Raw genomic sequence first — 20,099 nt, 5'->3', positions numbered from 1 at the left:
ATGCTTGCACGTACTTATAACGCATACAGGTATATGGGGGATCGATGATTTTATTCAGTAAAGTTTGCGCTTTGCTTGCTTCGGCTGGTTTAGCTGCCATGCCTATGGCGACTTCACTCACGGTAAGTAACAAGTCACATCCATCCTTTGCTGAAGCAAACACAGTTCTCAGTGTGGCTGATCAAAGTGTCGATCACAAGGCTCAGGCTGAGCAACTACCTCAGTCAGTTTCTCCTCAGGTATCCTCTGAAGCTGTTCTAGTGTCTCCTCAACTCGCAGTAGAATCATCTGGTCAGATAAAAGATGTGGAGACGGGCGCGCTCATCACTGATCCTGCGATCGTGGGAACAGCTGCAAAGCCAGCCGACCCATTGGCTAAGACTCACGGAGAGTCATTTGAACCGTTACCAATTGACGAAGTCGAGCGCCAGGTCGACAGTACTCAACACACAAGTCAGCCCAGTGTTCGTCCCGCCTCCTTGCAACTTTCAAATCGTCCGTATACGTACACTGCTGGTCTTCCCAACAATGAGTACGGAGCACACTGGGGCCGGCACAACGGAAGCCAGGCTTTCTTCCAGTCCAATGGACAGCTCTTTGTGCAACAAGCTCACGCAGTTGTTGATGTTTCGCAGTGGCAAAAAACAATTAACTGGGAGGTAGCCAAAGCTTCCGGAGTCGAAGGTGCCATTATTCGCATCGGCTACGGGTGGGGCAACGGTTTCGATACTCAAGCTTTGCGTAACATCAACGAGTGCAAGCGGCTCGGTATTCCTTTCGGAATTTACCTATACTCATACTCTTATGACGCGGCTACTGCTGCTATGGAAGGTGATAGTCTAGTTGACCTTCTCCGTAGGGCGGGCGTTAGTCCCAGTAATTTAAGCTATCCGGTCTACTATGATTTGGAACCGTGGGCTTGGACGGGTCATTCCCATCCAACCAACCCAGCAGTGTACGACAGTATAGTGAATGCTTGGTATGGACGCTTGCGAGCTGCCGGCTACAATAACTTGTCGGTATATTCATACCCGTACTATCTCAATACTGCTCTCAATGCTCCCAGTATTCATGCTAAAACCGATTGGGTAGCCTCTTATGGTCCCACTCCCTTGTTTAACTTTCCTAGGAATGAGCGTTGCTGGCAGTACAGCAGTACTGGACTCGTTGCAGGCATTAATGGTCACGTTGATTTGAATGCTTGCGGTGTAGCAACGGTTGCTGCCACAAATGAAATGCCCATCTATCGCGTGTACAACCCAAACTCAGGCGAGCACTTCCTGACTTCCAATCCAGTTGAGTATCGTCAGCTGTCTGGGAAAGGTTGGAATGCTGAGGGTGTGGCATGGGTTGCCCCTGCAGACGGAGCGCCAGTATACCGCTTATACTCGTTGAACCAGGGACGACACTTATACACTATGAACGGTAATGAGTACAACATGCTGACACAGTATCGTTGGAGGCAGGAAGGTCTCAATTGGCGGTCTGGCGGAGCAGTGCCAGTGTATCGTGTATACAATCCAAATTCTGGGCAGCACCTCTTTACAGTAAATGCCAACGAGCGCAACCACCTCGTTTCTCTCGGTTGGTGCAATGAGGGTACTGCTTGGTATGGGGTTCGTTATTAAAAGCCAGCTTGTCGCTTGTGCTTAGGTTGCGAAAGCGTTTGAGCGTGTTTGCATTGCTTACTTGACTCTATCTCTTGCTTTCGTGCCAGACTTCCAGCAGCAAGTAAGAGAGCTACTATTACCAATGGTGTAATTGAGCCAACAGTAAAGAAGAACTGGAAGTACAAGTTCGCGGTGTATTCGATGAACCAGGAGACTGCGAAGGCATAGATAAACGCGTACGCTATGAGTGCAAGGCTGAGGCCAACGGCTAATGTATCTCGCCATTGACGATGTACTAGTCGTTTCACAGCCCAAAAAACGTTGTACAGGAAAACTAAACATAGGCAGATGTTAATAATCCTATAGAGGACTACATCAACCTGAGCCACTGTTTTTGCCTGCTGGCTGGTGAACCAAGGCAGCACTTGTGGATTTGGGTCGTGAACGTCAATATTGAGTTGCTGGAGATCCTTCTTATTGGGAATTGGTTTCTTACTGTTCTCAAATACATTCTTTCCCTTGGAGTGTTCATAATACCTTCCAAGAGTTATGGTGTCAGCGAGCATATCTGCTGAGGGGCCGATTAAGCTCGTAATTTGCTGGGGTGTTCGTCCTGGCAGGGAAGAAGACAGTCGGATTTTCCTGCTGCGTATCAGGTCACCCTTCTCGAAGGCGGTATCAATTTCTTTGTTGACCTTTTGATAAAAACTTTGTACCCGGCCTTCATCATCCATTCCCAAACTGCTGTCTGTGGCACCTATCAATTGCCAGGTCAAGAAGTCACCTTCTATAGGGTGTGTGTAAATGGAAGGCGCTGCGAAGTCACGATGCCTGATGTAATCCATAATGGCTGGTTGGGAACGCAAGGTGGGAGAGACTCGTTCTACTGCATCGAGGGCATCAGCCGTAGCCCAGATACGCGGTGATTGATGTGGGCTAGCTACCTGGTAAACCCGGGAAGTGAATCCTGCCATTGCCCCTTGAGTTCGGGTATTGAGTAAGGCAACACCAAAGTTATGGTCATTGTAGAGTCTGACAGCTTGTAGGCATCCGGCGGCACTTACTAGTGGCAGTAGGGTTAGGAGCAGGGTTAGGCACTTTTTCCAAACCTGTACCCTCGTTTGTTGAATGACTTGAACAAGTTTGATGCCAACGACAAAGAGAAACATGGGTATGAGCCATGCTGAATCTTCTTTTAAGTCGTAAACGAACGCGAAAACTAGACCAAGAAGCAGGTAAAAAATGACTCTCCCGGACACCTGTATGACAGTAGCGGTAGTAGATTTCCAAGGTAGCTGACTTGTTCGTGATTTTCTTTTTACTCTGGGATGCTGACCAGAAGTTAGGTACAGCATGAGTAAGGCGATGAGGATGAAGAGAGAGGGCGGTATGAGGGAATTGCGATACAGTCTCGTTCCTAGCCAATTTTCGAATGCTAGCGGGTTCCAGAGCACGTAGCAGTAACTGATGAGTGAAAGCCAAAGAATATGGAAAAACGAATACAATGCGCAAGCAGTCAAGACAGCAGCTAAGAGCCAAACACCAAAATACACTATGTCGATGTTGACCTTGCTCCAGGAAACTACACGTAAAAAGAAGCCATATCCTTGGTTTTTTGCTAGCTTGTAAGGGTCATGGGTTGACGGATAATCCGACATTGAATAACTCATGAGCAGCCCATCGTCTGCCCGTTGATTTGCAGCAAACCACATGTGCAGGGTGACAGACATCGCTAGTCTTCCCAGGGTAAGGATGATAAGGGTAAGGATGACCAGACATCCAGCAATTGCATGATATGGTCGACCATCTTGTGCTTTATGGAGTTGCCGAGCGGTCTGCATGTTCCTATGGTAGCTTGTCTGTACCGTTGTCGCACTACTTGCGGGATTTGCGGTGGAGAAATTGGAAGGTGCCTGATTTTTGCTTACGGGCATACTTGTGGCTGTGAGCCGGTTCTGATCTCCTATCGGTTTCCTGGGTTTCAGTGTCCGGAGAAGATGGAGCGCCTGCGCTCCGTAGGGATGGCCTTTTTGGATGGAAAGCTACACACACTAAAAGCGGCAAAAGAGGTAGAATGTAGCGTCCCTGAAATCCTTGTATTTCTGTAGTGCTGTCAAATGTAGGCATAGCATTCCAGGTAAGGCACAGCGCTGTAAATGTGAGATACAGGCATATGAGAAATACCACAACGGACAGTATGATGTAGCGGTTTCTGCTTACCCAGCTCGATAGCTGTTCGTGTGCTGGTGCTTGATGTTTGGGCAGTGTCTGTAATAGGTAGAGCCAGGCTAGGCCTAAGATGATGGTTGCCTGCATTGTTAAAAGCTGGTCACTGGAAACTTTTGTAGGTAAGAAGATGATGTTCCACGTTATTGTCTTTACGAGCGTGAAGGGGTTGTGACGCATCCAGTGAACGTTATTTTCAATATTAGTTATTGCTAGCATTCCGGCATACTTTGAGCTCCATAAACCGTATGAAAGTAGAGCAACTACTGCGCAAGTCCCTATAGTGATCACCTTGCGTTTACGGCTGAGCACATGATGCGGCAGAGCCAGTAGCAGTATGGCAAGGGCCACATAGACCAGTTTTGAATAGAACAACAATATTGACAAGATGCCCAGGCACACTACTTGCAGGGTCGTGGCAGGGGTAGTTCGGATGCTGACCCGGAAGAACAACGCTAGAAAGCATGCGCTGATACTGATGAAGAAAGCATCAGCCATGAGGCTTGACCCTATAAATACGGTCATTGGAAATACGGCGATACAAGCAACCATAGTTTTGGCCCTAGGGATGATCACAATAGCAAGGCCCATCAGTGTTAGGAAAACGATGAAATTAGTTATGCGCCCTGCCTGCCAGACTTGGTAAGGTGAACTATTAAGCCAGAGGGCGATGCGAATGCCTGCTGCTTGAGGCAGATACACCAGCGGGAAGTACTGGTTGGAACGGTTTGCAATATGTGATGTTGGTACGGTAATGGTTGACTGTGGCTCGTGGTCAATCACTCGCTGTTTTTCCTGTTTACTACTTGGAGACAGGGGGCTGCTGACGACGGTATCGACGAGCGTATTGATACGGCCTGTGCGTTTGAGTAGGCGGGCGTCACCAGAGATGTATTGGACCTTCGTGTGGTTACCGAACTTGTCAGTCTCTACGTGAGGCAAGTTGAAAATCTGACCTGTTGCAATGGCATAGGGCGTATTAGCATTCATGTCCGTATCAGGCATGGTGAGGGGTCCGATAGCGCTGATGAAGTAGGAACCTTGGAGTATGGCTAGAACGAAAAAAAGAGACAGAGCAAGGCGACTGTCAGCTATCGAGCGGCGTAGATGTATTCTCACTAGCTCTCCTCTGTAACTCATGAGTTAGTCCTTGTGGTGATGGTAGAGGACTGCCCCGAAGTTGTCATGAATTTCTGCAATGAAGTACTATTAGTTGCATGGCAGAAAACTTCTCACCTAAGAACATTATCGTCACTGGTGGATGTGGCTTTATAGGTTCTAACTTCGTACACTATGTAGTCAACAACCATCCAGAGGTACATGTGACTGTACTAGATGCGCTCACATACGCTGGAAACATTGAGAATATTAAAGGTTTACCGGAAGATCGGGTTGAGTTCGTCCACGGCAATATTTGCGATTCAGAACTCCTTGATCGTATCGTCCCAGGGCATGACGCTATTGTTCACTATGCCGCCGAATCGCATAATGACAATTCCATAGCAAACCCTGAACCATTTGTTCGAACTAATGTGGATGGTACTTTCCGCCTGCTTGAAGCGGCACGAAAGTACGATGTGCGCTACCATCATGTCAGTACAGACGAGGTATATGGCGACTTAGCCTTGGATGACCCAGCTCGGTTTACTGAAGAGACACCGTATCATCCTTCATCACCGTATTCTTCAACGAAAGCCTCATCAGATTTGCTGGTAAGAGCGTGGTTTAGGACTTTCGGCGTACGGATGACCATCTCCAATTGTTCCAATAATTACGGTCCGTATCAGCATGTAGAAAAGTTCATTCCACGACAGATTACCAATATCTTGGAAGGTATTCGGCCTAAACTGTATGGCGATGGTCTGAATGTACGTGACTGGATTCATACCGAAGATCATTCATCGGCTGTGTGGACTATTCTCACCAAGGGTCGTCTAGGTGAAACATACTTGATTGGTGCCGATGGAGAGCGTAACAACATTACTGTTCTGCATGATATTTTGCGAGTTATGGGACAGGATGAGGATGCGTTCGACCATGTGCGTGACCGCCCAGGTCACGATCGCCGGTATGCTATCGATGCTACGAAGCTGCGCACTGAATTAGGTTGGCAGCCCCAGCATACGGACTTCGAATCAGGTCTCAAGAAGACGGTTGAATGGTATGAGACCCATCGTGAGTGGTGGGAGCCGGCTAAGGCGGCCACAGAGGCTAAATATCAACAGCAAGGACAGTGACTACATCCGGCGTTGACACGGCTTTTGTGTTTGACGCCGGATACTGCTTAACTATGACACGGCGGTGAAAGTCTGCTGTAAGAAGATTGAATCGACGCTATCACGAGTAGCGGAGTACGCCGGATGCCGGCGGGAGAGGCTGTATACAGGATGCCTTTAGAGTTTGAACGAGAACTACAGGTCGAAGAGACTAATATTCCCGGCCTGCTGGTGTTTGATTTGCCGGTGCATGGCGACAATAGAGGGTGGTTTAAAGAAAACTGGCAGCGTGCCAAGATGACAGCCTTGGGTCTTCCAGATTTCGGTCCTGTGCAGAACAACATCAGCTTCAATGCAAGCAAGGGCGTTACCCGTGGTATCCATGCTGAACCTTGGGACAAGTATATTTCTATCGCCGCTGGAGAAATTTTCGGCGCTTGGGTTGATTTGCGCCCAGGAGAGAGTTTCGGACAGGTGTACACCACTAGGCTTGATCCGTCTAAGGCTATTTTTGTTCCCAGAGGTGTTGGTAACAGCTTCCAAGCCTTGCATGATGGCACTGTTTACACATATCTCGTCAACGCCCACTGGTCGTTAGAGCAAAAGAAAACTTACACGTTTGTTAATTTGGCTGATCCGGATCTCCACATCGATTGGCCTATCCCTCTGGAGTCTAGCGAGCGCTCTGCTGCTGACTTGCAGCATCCCATGCTTAAGGACGTACAGCCCATGGCTCCGCTGCGCACTCTGGTGACCGGTTCTCGCGGTCAGCTCGGGCAGGCTATTCAGCAGTATGTGGAAGAGCACCACTTGCAGGGATTTGAATTTACTGATATCGATAGTTTTGATTTTTCTGACCCAGCTGCTTATGCGCGCTTCGACTGGTCATTGTATGGCACCATTATCAATGCCGGTGCCTTCACAGCAGTAGATAAGGCTGAAACACAAGAAGGCAGGCCTGTGGCTTGGAAAGCTAATGCACAAGGTCCGGCGCTCTTGGCTCAGGTGGCTAGGGAGCACCACATTACCCTTGTTCATGTTTCCAGCGATTATGTGTTTGACGGACAAACCGAAGAACACACTGAAGAAGAGGATTTTGCTCCTCTCGGTGTCTATGGGCAAAGCAAGGCCGCCGGTGACATAGCAGCTGAGGGTGCACCTCGACACTACATTCTGCGCTCAAGTTGGGTGATCGGCCAAGGGCATAACTTCGTGAAGACCATGATGAGCCTGTCTGACAGGGTAGCTGATCCAGAGCAGCCCCTGAACGAAATTACTGTAGTTGACGACCAGTATGGGCGTTTGACCTTTACGACTGACATGGCCAAAGCAATCTTCCATCTGCTGGATACGGGCGCACCCTATGGCACATACAATCTCACTGGCTCTGGCTCTATTCACTCCTGGGCTGAAATAGCGAGTGCCGTCTTTGAGCAGACGAATGGCAATGGTGATAAGGTTCGACCAGTTTCTACCGCCGACTATTATGCTCAGGCTACCGATCCAGTCTCACCTCGTCCAGTCCATTCGGCCTTAGCCTTGCGTAAAATAGAGGAAACCGGATTCCATCCGGCTGATTGGGAACAATCCATGGCGGACTACATTCGTTCCCAGCAGCAGGCTTAGCTGACAGCTTATTGCGCAAAAACAGCACAGATACCGGCAGTAGGCACGTAACTTGCTTGTGGTGTACAGTATGCTGTTGCTAATTGTGGCTGCATGTGTGGGCATGTGAACAGCAAGAAAGGTATTAGGCCTATGAAAGGCATTATTCTGGCGGGTGGTTCAGGCACCCGCCTCTATCCGCTGACGACAGTAACTTCTAAGCAGTTGCTGCCGGTGTACGACAAGCCGATGATTTACTATCCCTTGAGCGTGCTTATGATGGCCGGTATTCGTGATATTTTGATCATCTCGACTCCGACTGATCTTCCTAACTTCCAGAGGCTGCTTGGTAGTGGAGAACAGTATGGTGTCAAGTTCTCCTACAAGGTCCAGCCTAGCCCAGACGGTTTAGCTCAAGCGTTCATCTTGGGCGAAGAGTTTATTGCCGGTGAGCCTTGCGCTCTAGTATTGGGAGACAACATCTTCTACGGCAACGGTCTTGGACGTGTCTTGCGTTCAGCTGCTTCAGCTGCTCAGGGCGCTACGGTCTTCGGTTATTACGTCGACGATCCTGAACGCTATGGTGTGGTTGAGTTTAATGACGAACATAAGGTCATCAGTATTACCGAAAAGCCGGAGCATCCGGCTAGCAATTATGCAGTAACTGGATTGTACTTCTATGACAGTCGAGTAAGTGAGTTTGCTCAGCAGGTTAAGCCTTCTGCCCGTGGCGAGCTGGAAATTACTGACCTCAACCGGATGTACTTAGAGGATGATTCTTTGACAGTGCAAACCTTGGGTCGTGGCTATGCGTGGTTGGATACGGGTACAATGGACTCGCTCTATCAGGCAAGTGAATTTGTCCGTACGGTGCAACGCGCTCAAGGGCTACCGATAGCAGTGGTGGAGGAGATCGCTTATGAAAACGGTTGGATTGCCCGTGAACAGTTAGTTGAGTCTGCTCGTAAGTATGGCAAATCACCATACGGGCAGCACTTATTGGATGTAGCCAATAACAAGATTATGGTCAAAAAGCTCGTCTGAGCTTGCAAGTCCTACGGAAGTATTACGCTCAGCGGTTGGTATTGTAACGAGCACACAAGTGTCGCCGCTGACAGATGTATCCATCAATCGAGGAGAATCTATTGAAAATCACTGAGATTTTCACTAAGAAGAACCGGCTGCTGCTGAAGGCCATGGTTTCTACAGACTTCAAACTTCGTTATCAGCAGTCAATTTTGGGCTACCTCTGGTCAGTTTTGAAGCCGCTCATGCTCTTTGCCATCATGTATGTGGTTTTCGTTCGTTTTATGCGCTTTGGTGCTGACGTCCCTCACTTTACTGTGGCTTTGTTGCTGGGCATCATCTTGTGGAACTTCTTTAACGAGACAACCACTGGAGGCATGCTTTCCATCGTGGGGCATGGTGATCTTCTCCGCAAAATTCATTTCTCTAAGTATGTGATTGTTGTGGCCTCATCAATGAGTGCCCTGATTAACTTCGGGTTCAATTTTATTGTGGTCATCATTTTTGCCTTGGTGAATGGTGTTCGTCCCTCATGGTCGAATTTGTTAATCATTCCTATAGTTTTCGAACTATACCTGCTGGCTCTAGGCATTGCCTTCTTCCTGTCTGCGCTCTACGTAAACCTGCGCGATTTGAACCCAATTTGGGAAGTGGTAACGCAGGCTGGCTTTTATGCAACCCCGATCATTTACCCGATTAGCATGATTTCTTCTAAAGCTGGTGCCATGGGGCCGGTCTACGCCAAGCTAGACCTCCTCCTCAACCCTGTGGCTCAAATTGTGCAGGACGCACGACATGTGTTAATTTCTCCTGCCAATCCTACCTTGTGGCAGTGGGAGAGCAATTTCTTTATTGCCTGCTGGCCGGTTGTTTTCACCCTCCTGATTTTCATTGGCGGCCTTAAATTCTTTACCGCCAAGTCTAAGTTCTTTGCGGAGTTGGTATAAATGAGTTTGGTCAAGAGAACAAGCAAAGAGTTACCTGAAGATGTGGCATTACGGGTATCGCATGTGTCGAAAGACTTTAAGCTTCCGCACGAGAAGACCAACAGTCTTAAAGGTGCCCTCTTTAACATGGTGCGCGGTAATACAGGCTATACCCTCCAGCATGTTTTGAAGGATGTCTCTTTTGAAATCAAAAAAGGTGACTTTTTCGGAATCGTTGGCAAGAACGGTTCTGGCAAGTCCACCTTGCTCAAAATCATCTCCCAGATCTACACTCCTAACTCTGGCTCAGTACAGGTAAACGGTAAGCTGGTGCCTTTCATCGAGTTAGGTGTTGGCTTTAATCCAGAATTAACTGGGCGTGAAAACGTCTATTTGAACGGCGCTATGCTCGGATTCACCAAGGATGAGATTGACGGCATGTATGATGATATCGTCGATTTCGCTGAGCTTGGTGACTTCATGGAGCAAAAGCTCAAAAACTATTCCTCTGGCATGCAGGTCCGTCTTGCCTTCTCTGTAGCGATTAAGTCCCAAGGCGACATTCTCGTTTTGGATGAGGTTCTGGCTGTCGGTGATGAGGCCTTCCAAAAGAAGTGCCAAGATTATTTCTTCGAAGCTAAGAGGAAGAAAAAGACCATTATTCTGGTCACTCACTCTATGGGCGATGTTCGCAAGTTCTGCAACAAAGCCATGCTTATTCAAGATGGTGTTATCGCCAAGTACGGCTTGCCTGACGACGTGGCCAATGCTTATTCCGAATACTTCCTTGAGCAACAGCAAAAGGTGGTGCAAAAGGATAACGAAGCAGTTCGTCTAGAGCAAGGTAACGGCATTAAACTTGTTGATGTCAAAGCTATGGTGGGCAAGGAAGAAACCCAGCTGCTCAACATTAACGAAGATTTCGACTTGGATATCACCTTTGACTGTTCCAGAGATATCAAGAGGGGTATCTTCGCTATTAATTTGATCGACCAGCAGGGTAGGGTTGCCTTAGCTACGTCAAACAAAATTAATGGTGACCAGGAGACGTTCACCAAGGGTAAGCACCGGATGCTCTTTAGTATTGAGAACGTGCTAGCTTCGGGTGACTATCACGTTAATATTGCAGCTGCCAGCGGAGATGATCTCCTACTGAAGCAGTCTTCGGTGTACCAGTTCCAGATAAGGAAGGCCAAACTGTACGACCAAAGTATGACGCACCCAAAGGTCAAAGTTAGGCTTTCGTAATGAGCTCAGCTGCACAAGGTGGGAAGCAGAGGGTTCTGATTACTCAGAGCACCCTAGTACATATAGGCGGCAGCGAAGTTCAGGCCTTCGAGCTAGCGCAGTACTTGCAGTCTCAAGGGTACCAAGTAGTCATTTATGCTTGGGTAGCTGCTGACCCCATGCTCAAGATTGTTGAAGATGCTGGTATTCAGGTTCTTACTAGCGCCAGTGCCTCCTGTAACGAGTTACACCTAACAGATTTTGACTTAGTCTGGGTTCAGCATGAGGTACTACCTCGTGTGCTGATTGATGAGCTGGCACAAGGGCCAGTTGAGCGGCCTCACTTCATTTTTTCACATATGTCACCCTATCGGGAAGTCCACCTTGAGCAGCCCTACATGTATGGCCTTGAGGACGGGTTGGCGGACATGATAGTGTTCAATGCGCAAGGCACTCTCGATGCCCAGCAAGCATTTTTCGAGAGGCGAGATAAGCTTGCCCTATACCCTAACCCAGCTCCGACGGCGTACAGTACTACCCCTCATCGGATGCGGGACAAGCTGGAAGCGGTGCTTATTGTCTCTAACCATGCTCCTGAGGAACTATTGCAGGCAGCAGAGCTGTTACGTGGACAAGGACTGAGGGTTGATGTCCTCAAGGATGTAGTAGGTCAACAGTCGCAGCCAACGTCCCCAGAATTGCTAGATAAGTATGACTGTGTGGTGTCGATTGGCAAGACTGTTCAGTACTGCCTTGTGCAAGGAGTGCCAGTCTTCCTCTACGATCGTTTTGGTGGACCGGGCTATCTCAACGAAGACAACTTTGAGCGAACCGCTTATTTCAACTTCTCAGGCCGATCCAAGGGCCAGGCCCCTTCCCTGGTCGAAGTCATGCAAGAGCATGCAGCTACTGAGGTTGAGCCATCGGTGCTTGCCCAGCAAATCGTTGAAGGGTATCAGGCTGCTTGTGCTTTCCAGAGCCAGCACCGTGAGCGGTTTATCGCAGAATATGACATAGACACGGTCTGGAAGCAGCTCATGCAGGAGCTGAAGAAGCACCGTCCAGAAGCTTTTGCTATGAGTGATACCTACCACTCGTATCTTTTGAGACATACTCAGATGGTGGCTGACTATAACCAGTCAACCCAGTTTGCGGCAGACCCTATTCTTTGCTTTTACCAGCAGGCGGTACGCGTTTTCCTAGGGAACTCTCAGCAGATGACGGCTGTTAATCTCACCCCACACGCATATCCTCTAGGCGCAGAAACTCATCTGTCTTTCCAGTGTGAAGGGCAGAAGGTTACGCGTGTTGACTTTGGTGAACAGCCCTGTCTCATAGCTGGATTGGAAGTCAAACACCAGGGAGCAGGGCGTCTAGAGATAAGTACCAATGCAGATGTCGACTATGAGGGTGTCTACTTCTTCTTGCAGATGGACCCTCAAGTGTATATTACTTCTCCAGTAGGAGTCGGGCAGATGTCGGTACGAGCTCAAGTCTTCCCTCTCTCTCACATTCCACCAGCAGTTGCTAGCAAGCTTGCTCAAGAAATTCGACATCGCCAGATCGTCCAAGCTCGACAGCTAGACAGATGGCATTGCCTTATGAATAATCCATTCGTTCGTTGCATCTTGCGTGTGCGCAAGATGCTCCAGCATGTTATCCCCAAAAGGTAGGCAGTTAATGCTGTTACACAATTCGATGAACTATCAAATTGAAATTGACACGGTGCGTAAGGATTCCCAGAGTCATCAAATCTGCGTTACTGGTTGGGCTGTGGACAAGTTGCGCCACTTAGGCCTGGATATGACTCCCACTGATGAACAGTGCGAAGTGAGCCGCCATCCCCGCCCCGAAATTAGTAGCATGTATGAGCTGAAAGACGGTGTTCGTCCTGGTTTTAGTGTGGCTTTTCCCCAAGGAAAGAAGGTTGCCAAGGTAAAGGTTACCCTCAATGGGGAAGATAAGCTGCTTGTTCTTGATGCAGACAAGATTGAACGGCAAATACAAACCGACAAGATAAAAAGCAAAACACGAACTGCTGTCAGTTATCTTTCTCATGCTTGGACGCCGTCTGGTTTTCGTGCCCTCCTGACCGCAGTTCACCGTAACGTGAGCAACCATCAGGAGTTCTACGAGCGTTGGATTGATCAGCATGAGAATATGACTCAGTCTCAGGCTGAGGAGCAGATAGCGGATTATAAGCTCCATCCACTGGTTTCCATTGTAGTCCCGGTGTACAACGTCGACGAACAATGGTTGCGTAAGTGCGTAGCATCAGTACAGAATCAGTGGTATTCGCGCTGGGAGCTCTGCCTGGCAGATGACTGCTCGCCAGCGGAACACGTGCGCCCGCTCCTGCAAGAACTAGCGCTCAGTGATAGCCGTATTAAGGTTGTAGAGCGTTCTAGCAACGGTGGTATTGCGGAGGCAACGAATTCAGCCATAGCCTTAGCTTCTGGTGAGTATGTTGGGTTCATGGATAACGATGATGAGCTTGCTCCCAATGCTCTCTTCGAAATGGTCAAAGCCATCAACGAAGATCCCAATAGAGATTTTCTTTACTCTGATGAAGACAAGATGACTGAGGAGGGGGTCCGCTTCGAACCCTTCTTCAAGCCTGGTTTTTCTCCTAACCTGCTGTTAAGTCACAACTACATTACGCACTTTGTTGTTGTTTCGAAGCAGTTGTTGGATCAGGTTGGTGGTCTGAGCAGCGATTATGATGGCAGCCAAGACTACGACTTCGTGTTACGTGCCACTGAGCAAGCCCAGCAGGTGCATCATATTGCAAAAATGCTCTACCATTGGCGCACGTTGGCGAGCTCTGTAGCAGGTGATCCTACCAGCAAGATGTACGCATACGAAGCTGGGCAGAAGGCTGTTGAGGCAGCGCTAGAGCGCCGGGATATGCAGGGCACTGTCAGCATGATGGAAAACCTGGGAACGTACAAAATAGACTACAAGTTCAAGCAGCCCAGTGTAGCTGTGCTCGCTACAGGTTACAGTGATGAACTCTTCCAGTACTTGCGCCAGCATACCCAGTATTCCAATGTTGCATTCGTGCGCTGCCAGAGTGAAGACGTCAATGCCCTTGCTCTGGAAAGACAAGAAGATGTACTGGTCTTCGTAAACGGACTGAAACCTGAAAGTGCCCAGTGGCTGGAACAGATGGTGAACTATTCCCATCCCAGTGGTGTTGGAATCGTCGGCGGTAAAATCTTCGATCGCAATCAGCGGGTGGATAATGCAGGCGTGACCTTGCGAGCTATGCGTTCAGGACAGCCGTTCGAGATGCGTGGACAGTGGGACCAAGGTATTGGTTACTACTTCCGAGATATTTTGCCCCACGATATGTTCGCGGTCACCGAAGACTGTATGCTTATTACCCGCCAAGCATTTACGTCATTACACGGTTTTAATGCCAATCTTGCAGCTGGTTTGAAAGGTATAGACCTCTGCGTACGAGCTAGGCAGCAGTGCAATCTTTCAACCCTGTGGCAACCCTACAGCAGTTTCGTGAGGGAAGGCAGGCAGGCCCTGACAATACCCTCAGAAGCTCTTCAAGCATATCTAGGTTCCCATGCCACGATGACTGATCCGTTTGCTACTGCCTATTTCCCCTTAGATGAACGGCAGAATGAGCGGGTGAGCGGCTCAATTGACGAAGTAAGTGTTTCCCGAGATGGTTGCCATATTCTTGTTAAGGGTTGGGCTGTTGACCAGCACAGAGCTCAAGCAGCAGATGTTTCATTGAAGGCTAGTAGTAGCATTCAGGTTAAAGAAATGCGTCGTCTGCTGCGGCCCGATGTTAATATGACCTTCCATACCCAGCCCGATGCAGAAGTGGGATTCGAGATCAGAATCAGTGTAGAGCCCGGAGCCTATCAAACCGTGCGTGCTGACCACCCATCCTTAGTGTTCAGTTCAGAATCAGGTCAGGTAACTGAACCGCTGCCCCTGCCTGCTTCAGCTGCACTCGCCCGTACTACTGCGATGATGAAAAAAGTAACCCTCCTGCGCCATCCGCGTCGTCTGGCCCATCAGTTGAGTGACAGGTATCTTGCGCCTCGTAAGCAGCGAGAGGCATACCGTAAACTCATCGAACGTACTGAGCGGTATGATTTGAACCAGGTGCGCTCGCAGATAGAACACTTCCAGCAAAAGCCGGTGATTTCTGTGCTGGTCCCCGTCTACAATGTGGACCCACAGTGGCTTGACCGCTGTGTCAGCTCGGTCCGTCAGCAGTTCTATCCCCACTGGGAGCTGTGCTTGGCTGACGACTGCTCAACAGACCCTCGAGTTCAACCTCTTCTGGAACGGTATGCCCAGGAAGATAGCCGTATCAAGGTAGTTATCCGCAAGGAAAACGGTCACATTTCTCGTGCGACTAACTCAGCTCTTGAGATTGCTAGTGGTGAGTTTATAGCTTTGCTGGATAATGATGATGAGCTTGCCCCCCAGGCTCTCTTCGAGGTCGTGAAGAGGCTCAACGAATGCCCACAGACGGATTTGATTTACTCTGACGAAGATAAGGAAGATGAGCAGGGTAACCGTTCTGACCCTCATTTCAAGCCGGACTATGCGCCAGACCTTCTTCTTTCCACTAACTACATCAGCCACTTAGGTGTTTACCGTAAGTCGATAGTCGACGAGATAGGTGGATTCCGGGCCGGATATGAAGGTTCCCAGGACTACGATATGGTTCTGCGCTTTGTGGAGCATACCAGTGCAGAGCGCATCCAACACATTGCTAAGGTCCTCTATCACTGGCGAACGTTAGCATCTTCTACAGCTTCGGGTAGTGGTGCCAAGGACTACGCTTCTGATGCTGGTTTACGTGCTCTGCAATCAGCCATGGAACGTCGGCAAACAGGTGCTGAAGTGGTGAGTGCTGGCCCTAGTGGTATTTACAATGTCCATTACCCGGTGGCTCAGGAAGACTTAGTCTCAGTGATTATCCCCACCAAGGATGGTTACGATAATATCGAGCGCTGCATGGATTCCATCCTCGCAAAGACGACTTACAGTAACTATGAAGTCATTATTGCAGATAACGGATCGACCCACCCAGCCATGCGAGATCTCTATCAGCGGTACCAGGAGCAGATGGGGGATAGGTTCCGTGTTGAAGAGATTGACATTCCCTTCAACTATCCACGAATCAACAATATCGCTGCGTCCAAAGCAAAAGGTAAGTATCTGCTCTTCCTCAACGATGACACCCAGGTCATCAGCCCTCACTGGATGACTCGAATGGTCTCATTTGCTCAGCTGGAGCGTGTAGGCCTAGTTGGAGCTAAGCTCTACTATCCCATTGAAACTATCCAGCATGCGGGAATTGTTTTGGGACTCGGCGGTGTCGCTGGACATATCGAGGCAGGTTGTCCCCGTACTCATCTTGGTTACTTCGGGCGCCTAGTGGAAAACGTTAATTATTATGCGGTCACGGCTGCTTGCTGCATGATTAAGGCGGACGACTTCAAGGCCGTGGGTGGATTTGACGAGGATTTGGCTGTGGCTTATAACGATGTCGATTTGTGCATCAGAGTTCACGACCAGTTGGGTCGCGATAATGTGTGGGCCCATGAGGTTGAGCTCTATCACTATGAGTCCCTCACCCGGGGGTATGACGTGAAAGATGCCGAGAAAAAGGCCCGTTTAGAGGAAGAATCGGCCACGTTTGCTGCTCGCTATCAGGCAATTATTGACAACGACCCTTACTACAATCCCAATCTGTCTCGTACGTCAGGGAACTTCTGGGTTCGCGAGGTCTGAAAGAAAGCGGTGGCTGGCTCACATACCAGCCACCGCTTATCTATGTCATGTTTTTGATTCGGGCGTCGTACACGAGTTTTTCGCCATATCGCAAACCAGATAAGCATAGACAGGCTACGAGTTGGTGAGCTGGTAGCTTACGTAGCAGGCGCTGTACCCCTGCCTTGTCTTGTTGGTAAAGGTCAATTTCGTTGCTAGATTCCTGCACTGCTGCTTTCATGGAGTGTAGGCCTTCAAGCATGGTGTAGCAGGAGCGGGCAGGACGTACGCCAGCATCAAGAGCGAGCTGGAAGTTCAACATTCCGGCAGCAATATTGTCGTGGAAGAAGCTAGGATCCCGCTTGGTATGTGTGACTGAGCTGGGTGTTTGGAGCCAAAAATACAAGGGCAGATCGATATCTGCAACCCTGGTCATGCGCTGGTAGAGTTGTCCAGCAACCATTACATCTTGAGCGTAGGCCCCTTCAGGAAAGCGCACACCCTCCCACAGTTGCGCCCGGTACAAGCGACACCAGTTAGCTTCATTGAAATACTGTGCTTCAGTTTGTCGTCCCAAGTGACTACCGAGCAAGCGTAGACTCTTACAGAAAATATTTTGATAAGCCTGCAGGGGGTTCTGGAACACAGTTACTGTTTGTGGATTATGAGTTCCAGTACTACTTAAACGCACGATGTCATGCAACTGAGATGGGCCGAACTGCTGCCAGCGGGCCTTACTCATATCTGCATCTGTTTTGAGTATGGCTTCAAGTAGTAGTTCGATGTTGCGTATATCGAGGATGTCATCGTTATCAACAAAGGCAATGTATGCTCCTCGTGCAGCATCTAAACCACGGTTTTGTGCCTTGCCTATGCCACCGTTATCTTGTTGTATAAGAGTAAAGCGGCTGTCAGCCCGCACATATCCACGGCAGATGTCGGCAGATTTGTCGGTTGAGCCATCATCGATAAGGATGACTTGCAGCTGACGATAGGTCTGTTCTTGGATTGAATGCAAGCAGTGATCTAGATATCGTTCAGCATTGTAAACGGGAACGATAATGGAGACCAAGGGGTCGCTGGTAGTACTCATAATCACCAGTGTATCGAATTGGTGGAAAGCTGCTTGTTGTGATCGGGTTGGATTGGTACATGTGAAGCAGTGACAGCGCTAAAAATGCTGTAGTCCTCGTGCGATGGAACTCAAACAAAGTCTGATAGAAGGTGTAAACTGAAACACACTGCCTATCATCAGGTACCCTGTGTGCTGCTGTTTTGATTGGCAATGTGTTTACACCCTCCTGTCGTGGAAAGTCCGCGACCGATATGTCCAAAGGAGGTGGGTGATGTCTCAACACAAGTATGAAATGATGTTCATCGCTGATCCGTCTCTTGACGAACGCGCCCTGAAGAAACTCTCTGAGCAGTTCTTAGAGATTGTCACAAAAGCTGGTGGCACTATCGATAAGACTGATTACTGGGGCCGTCGTAAGCTCGCTTACGAAATCGAAGATAACACTGAGGGCAACTATGCAGTTATTAACTACAGCTGCGAGCCCAGTGTGTCTGACGAGCTAGACCGCGTGATGAACCTCAGCGAATCAGTTATTCGCACTAAGATTCTTCGCAAGGACAGCAAGTAAGTTCTTTGTACGGAGCTAGGTAATTCTAGCGGCTATTGCTAAGGAAGGCACGAATATGGCAGGGGATACATACATCACCATGGTGGGTAACCTCACCGCAGATCCTGAAGTACGTACAACCGGTAACGGTGGTACTGTAGCTGACTTCACGATTGCTTCCACCCCGAGGCAGTTCAACCGCAATTCAGGGCAGTGGGAAGACGGCGATGCTCTCTTCATACGGTGCTCTGCTTGGGATTCTACCTATGCTCCAATGGCATCCAATGTACAAGCCAGCTTGGCAAAAGGCATGAGAGTTATCGCGCAAGGACGTCTCGTTCAGCGCTCTTACCAGGACCGTGAGGGCAACAACCGCACAGTCATGGAGATGCGTGTGGATGAGATTGGTCCCGCTCTGTCGCGCAACACCGCCCAGGTTACTCGAACTCCAGGTTCGGGCGCTGCTGGCAACGGTGGAGGACGTGGCGGATTCGCTGGCGCTCAGCAGGCAGGCGGCTATCAGGGTGGTTACCAGGGTGGCGCTTCGGCCCCAGCTGGTCAGGCTCCCGCTCAGCAGGCCCCTGCCCAGGATCCTTGGTCAACACCAAGCAATTCTGGTAATTCGTTCAGCTCATTCGGTTCCTCCGATGATTTCGGCGGTTCGGGAGATGAGCCTGAGTTCTAGCTAGCCTAGCTGTACATTGACCCAATATTGAGCATTATTTTTAAGGAGTACAAATGTCACGAAAAAGGCCGCAGGCGCCGGTCAAGCCGATTAAGAAGAAGCCGAACCCACTGAGTGTGGCAAAGGTTCACGAGATTGACTACAAGGACGTGGCTTTGCTGCGTAAGTTCATCTCTGACCGCGGTAAGATTCGTTCCCGTCGGATCACTGGTGTCACTGTTCAGCAGCAGCGAGAGATCTCTAAGGCAATTAAGAATGCCCGTGAGATGGCCCTCCTGCCCTACCAGACCACCGGTCGCTGAGGAGAGAGACAATGGCAAAGTCAAGTAAAGTAATTCTGACTGCAACCGTAGGTGACTTGGGTCATTCTGGTGATGTTGTTGAAGTTCGCCCTGGTTATGCACGCAACTTCCTGATTCCTAAGGGCTTAGCTTTTAAGTGGACTAAGGGTGCTGCTGCACAGATTGAAGCAATGCGCCGTGCCCGCCGTGCCCGCCAGATGGCTACCCGCGAGGATGCTGTCGCAGCAAAGAACGCCATCGAGGGGACCGTTGTAGAGCTTAAGGCTAAGGTCTCCGAATCCGGTAAGCTGTTTGGTTCTATTTCTGTTGAAGCAATTGCTCAGGCCCTCGCTTCTCAAGCAGCTGTGGAGCCACGCGCTATCTCAGTTGAGCCCATCAAGACAACTGGTGAGTTCCCAGCAACGGTGGCTCTCCACCCTGAGATTTCTGCATCCTTCACCGTTAAGGTGACAGCCGAGAAGTGATTCGGCTGTTGGTGGTTACTGGTTAAGTAACGACCAAGTTTGACTCGTAAAGTCCCTGCCCCTCCTGTTCGGAGGTGTGCAGGGACTTTTTGTGTTATTGCATGTAATCGAAGAATCTTGATAAATATGTGTGTTTGTGTGTGGTTTTGTTAAATTACGTTCATGTTGGTTGTGTTTTTGTGTTCTTGTGTGTGGTTTGGGTATTCTGGTTTGGTGAGCATGCTGGCTTTGGGGAGTGGCGTGTGTTGTTCTTTTTTCTCGTGGGGGAGTTTACTGTTTTTTGTTGGGGTGATTCTCGTGCCGAAATTGCGTGTTGTGGGTAAGCGGTTGTTGGTTGGTGTGGTGTCACTGTGTGTGTTGGGTGGGCTTGTAGCGCCGGTTATGGTTGCTGGTCAGGCTGGTACTGGTGTGTCTGCTACTGACAAATTAACCCCCC

15 protein-coding genes are annotated in these 20,099 nt (G+C 49.3%); 12 read left to right on the top strand and 3 right to left on the bottom strand.

The genetic code is table 11. The features are described from left to right. Nucleotides 1-44 precede the first annotated feature (44 nt). On the top strand, nucleotides 45-1,628 hold the full coding sequence (locus BOCO_RS05890; RefSeq protein ID WP_094723199.1) for a glycoside hydrolase family 25 protein: 1,584 nt from the start codon (nucleotides 45-47) through the stop codon (nucleotides 1,626-1,628). On the opposite strand, the gene BOCO_RS05885 is transcribed toward BOCO_RS05890, so the two are convergent. Continuing rightward, complete coding sequence (locus BOCO_RS05885) at nucleotides 1,625-3,451, bottom strand: hypothetical protein (protein ID WP_094723197.1); 1,827 nt, start codon at nucleotides 3,449-3,451, stop codon at nucleotides 1,625-1,627. The genes BOCO_RS05890 and BOCO_RS05885 overlap by 4 nt on opposite strands. A 34-nt stretch (nucleotides 3,452-3,485) precedes the next feature. Continuing rightward, nucleotides 3,486-4,976 (bottom strand): DUF2142 domain-containing protein, encoded by a 1,491-nt coding sequence (locus BOCO_RS05880; RefSeq protein WP_094723195.1) that lies wholly within the window; start codon nucleotides 4,974-4,976, stop codon nucleotides 3,486-3,488. A gap of 77 nt (nucleotides 4,977-5,053) precedes the next feature. Here BOCO_RS05880 and rfbB point away from each other — a divergent pair, with 77 nt between their 5' ends. The 7 genes from rfbB to BOCO_RS05845 all read left to right on the top strand — a co-directional run bounded on the left by rfbB (nucleotide 5,054) and on the right by BOCO_RS05845 (nucleotide 16,611). Then, nucleotides 5,054-6,073: a dTDP-glucose 4,6-dehydratase gene (gene rfbB, locus BOCO_RS05875; RefSeq protein ID WP_094723193.1), complete on the top strand. Its 1,020-nt coding sequence runs from the start codon at nucleotides 5,054-5,056 to the stop codon at nucleotides 6,071-6,073. Nucleotides 6,074-6,223: 150 nt separating this feature from the next. Beyond that, nucleotides 6,224-7,678, top strand: a complete 1,455-nt coding sequence (locus BOCO_RS05870) for a sugar nucleotide-binding protein (RefSeq protein WP_094723191.1) — start codon at nucleotides 6,224-6,226, stop codon at nucleotides 7,676-7,678. Nucleotides 7,679-7,810: 132 nt separating this feature from the next. Then, nucleotides 7,811-8,701: a glucose-1-phosphate thymidylyltransferase RfbA gene (gene rfbA / locus BOCO_RS05865; RefSeq protein ID WP_094723189.1), complete on the top strand. Its 891-nt coding sequence runs from the start codon at nucleotides 7,811-7,813 to the stop codon at nucleotides 8,699-8,701. Nucleotides 8,702-8,802: 101 nt separating this feature from the next. After that, the gene (locus tag BOCO_RS05860; protein WP_094723187.1) at nucleotides 8,803-9,630 is read left to right on the top strand and encodes an ABC transporter permease; all 828 of its coding nucleotides are present in this window, start codon (nucleotides 8,803-8,805) and stop codon (nucleotides 9,628-9,630) included. Then, a complete protein-coding gene (locus BOCO_RS05855; RefSeq protein WP_094723185.1) occupies nucleotides 9,631-10,857 on the top strand; it encodes an ABC transporter ATP-binding protein in 1,227 nt (408 codons plus the stop codon). It begins immediately after the preceding gene. Next, nucleotides 10,857-12,509, top strand: a complete 1,653-nt coding sequence (locus BOCO_RS05850; RefSeq protein WP_094723183.1) for a glycosyltransferase family protein — start codon at nucleotides 10,857-10,859, stop codon at nucleotides 12,507-12,509. Before BOCO_RS05855 ends, BOCO_RS05850 begins: the two co-directional genes overlap by 1 nt. Before the next feature lie 7 nt (nucleotides 12,510-12,516). Continuing rightward, nucleotides 12,517-16,611, top strand: coding sequence for a glycosyltransferase family 2 protein (locus tag BOCO_RS05845; protein ID WP_211278695.1), 4,095 nt, complete (start codon nucleotides 12,517-12,519; stop codon nucleotides 16,609-16,611). 40 nt (nucleotides 16,612-16,651) lie between these two features. Here BOCO_RS05845 and BOCO_RS05840 read toward each other — a convergent pair whose 3' ends face one another. After that, nucleotides 16,652-17,683 carry a glycosyltransferase gene (locus BOCO_RS05840; RefSeq protein ID WP_094723181.1) on the bottom strand — a complete coding sequence of 344 codons (1,032 nt, stop codon included), beginning with the start codon at nucleotides 17,681-17,683 and terminating at the stop codon, nucleotides 16,652-16,654. A 253-nt stretch (nucleotides 17,684-17,936) separates the two neighbouring features. Between BOCO_RS05840 and rpsF the strand changes: the two genes are divergently transcribed. The 4 genes from rpsF to rplI are packed head-to-tail and all read left to right on the top strand — an operon-like array spanning nucleotide 17,937 to nucleotide 19,663. After that, the gene (rpsF, locus tag BOCO_RS05835) at nucleotides 17,937-18,233 is read left to right on the top strand and encodes a 30S ribosomal protein S6 (protein ID WP_094723179.1); all 297 of its coding nucleotides are present in this window, start codon (nucleotides 17,937-17,939) and stop codon (nucleotides 18,231-18,233) included. Between the two features lie 55 nt (nucleotides 18,234-18,288). Further along, nucleotides 18,289-18,897 carry a single-stranded DNA-binding protein gene (ssb, locus tag BOCO_RS05830; RefSeq protein WP_094723177.1) on the top strand — a complete coding sequence of 203 codons (609 nt, stop codon included), beginning with the start codon at nucleotides 18,289-18,291 and terminating at the stop codon, nucleotides 18,895-18,897. 53 nt (nucleotides 18,898-18,950) lie between these two features. Further along, nucleotides 18,951-19,199, top strand: a complete 249-nt coding sequence (gene rpsR / locus BOCO_RS05825; protein ID WP_094723175.1) for a 30S ribosomal protein S18 — start codon at nucleotides 18,951-18,953, stop codon at nucleotides 19,197-19,199. Nucleotides 19,200-19,210: 11 nt separating this feature from the next. Further along, nucleotides 19,211-19,663: a 50S ribosomal protein L9 gene (gene rplI, locus BOCO_RS05820; RefSeq protein WP_094723173.1), complete on the top strand. Its 453-nt coding sequence runs from the start codon at nucleotides 19,211-19,213 to the stop codon at nucleotides 19,661-19,663. Nucleotides 19,664-20,099 lie beyond the last annotated feature (436 nt).

This window comes from Bombiscardovia coagulans (genome assembly GCF_002259585.1).
Lineage (GTDB): Bacteria > Actinomycetota > Actinomycetes > Actinomycetales > Bifidobacteriaceae > Bombiscardovia > Bombiscardovia coagulans.
The sequence above is the reverse complement of the archived record's forward strand: the minus strand, read 5'-3'. Positions and strand labels throughout refer to the sequence as shown.

Bases quoted from the DNA above. Each gene is read 5' to 3' on its own strand.
- BOCO_RS05840 (WP_094723181.1), bottom strand. From the start codon at position 17,683: ATGAGTACTACCAGCGACCCCTTGGTCTCCATTATCGTTCCCGTTTAC.
- BOCO_RS05870 (WP_094723191.1), top strand. From the start codon at position 6,224: ATGCCTTTAGAGTTTGAACGAGAACTACAGGTCGAAGAGACTAATATT.
- rfbB (WP_094723193.1), top strand. From the start codon at position 5,054: ATGGCAGAAAACTTCTCACCTAAGAACATTATCGTCACTGGTGGATGT.
- BOCO_RS05845 (WP_211278695.1), top strand. From the start codon at position 12,517: ATGCTGTTACACAATTCGATGAACTATCAAATTGAAATTGACACGGTG.
- rfbA (WP_094723189.1), top strand. From the start codon at position 7,811: ATGAAAGGCATTATTCTGGCGGGTGGTTCAGGCACCCGCCTCTATCCG.
- BOCO_RS05880 (WP_094723195.1), bottom strand. From the start codon at position 4,976: ATGAGTTACAGAGGAGAGCTAGTGAGAATACATCTACGCCGCTCGATA.
- ssb (WP_094723177.1), top strand. From the start codon at position 18,289: ATGGCAGGGGATACATACATCACCATGGTGGGTAACCTCACCGCAGAT.
- rplI (WP_094723173.1), top strand. From the start codon at position 19,211: ATGGCAAAGTCAAGTAAAGTAATTCTGACTGCAACCGTAGGTGACTTG.
- BOCO_RS05850 (WP_094723183.1), top strand. From the start codon at position 10,857: ATGAGCTCAGCTGCACAAGGTGGGAAGCAGAGGGTTCTGATTACTCAG.
- BOCO_RS05890 (WP_094723199.1), top strand. From the start codon at position 45: ATGATTTTATTCAGTAAAGTTTGCGCTTTGCTTGCTTCGGCTGGTTTA.
- rpsF (WP_094723179.1), top strand. From the start codon at position 17,937: ATGTCTCAACACAAGTATGAAATGATGTTCATCGCTGATCCGTCTCTT.
- BOCO_RS05885 (WP_094723197.1), bottom strand. From the start codon at position 3,451: ATGCAGACCGCTCGGCAACTCCATAAAGCACAAGATGGTCGACCATAT.
- rpsR (WP_094723175.1), top strand. From the start codon at position 18,951: ATGTCACGAAAAAGGCCGCAGGCGCCGGTCAAGCCGATTAAGAAGAAG.
- BOCO_RS05855 (WP_094723185.1), top strand. From the start codon at position 9,631: ATGAGTTTGGTCAAGAGAACAAGCAAAGAGTTACCTGAAGATGTGGCA.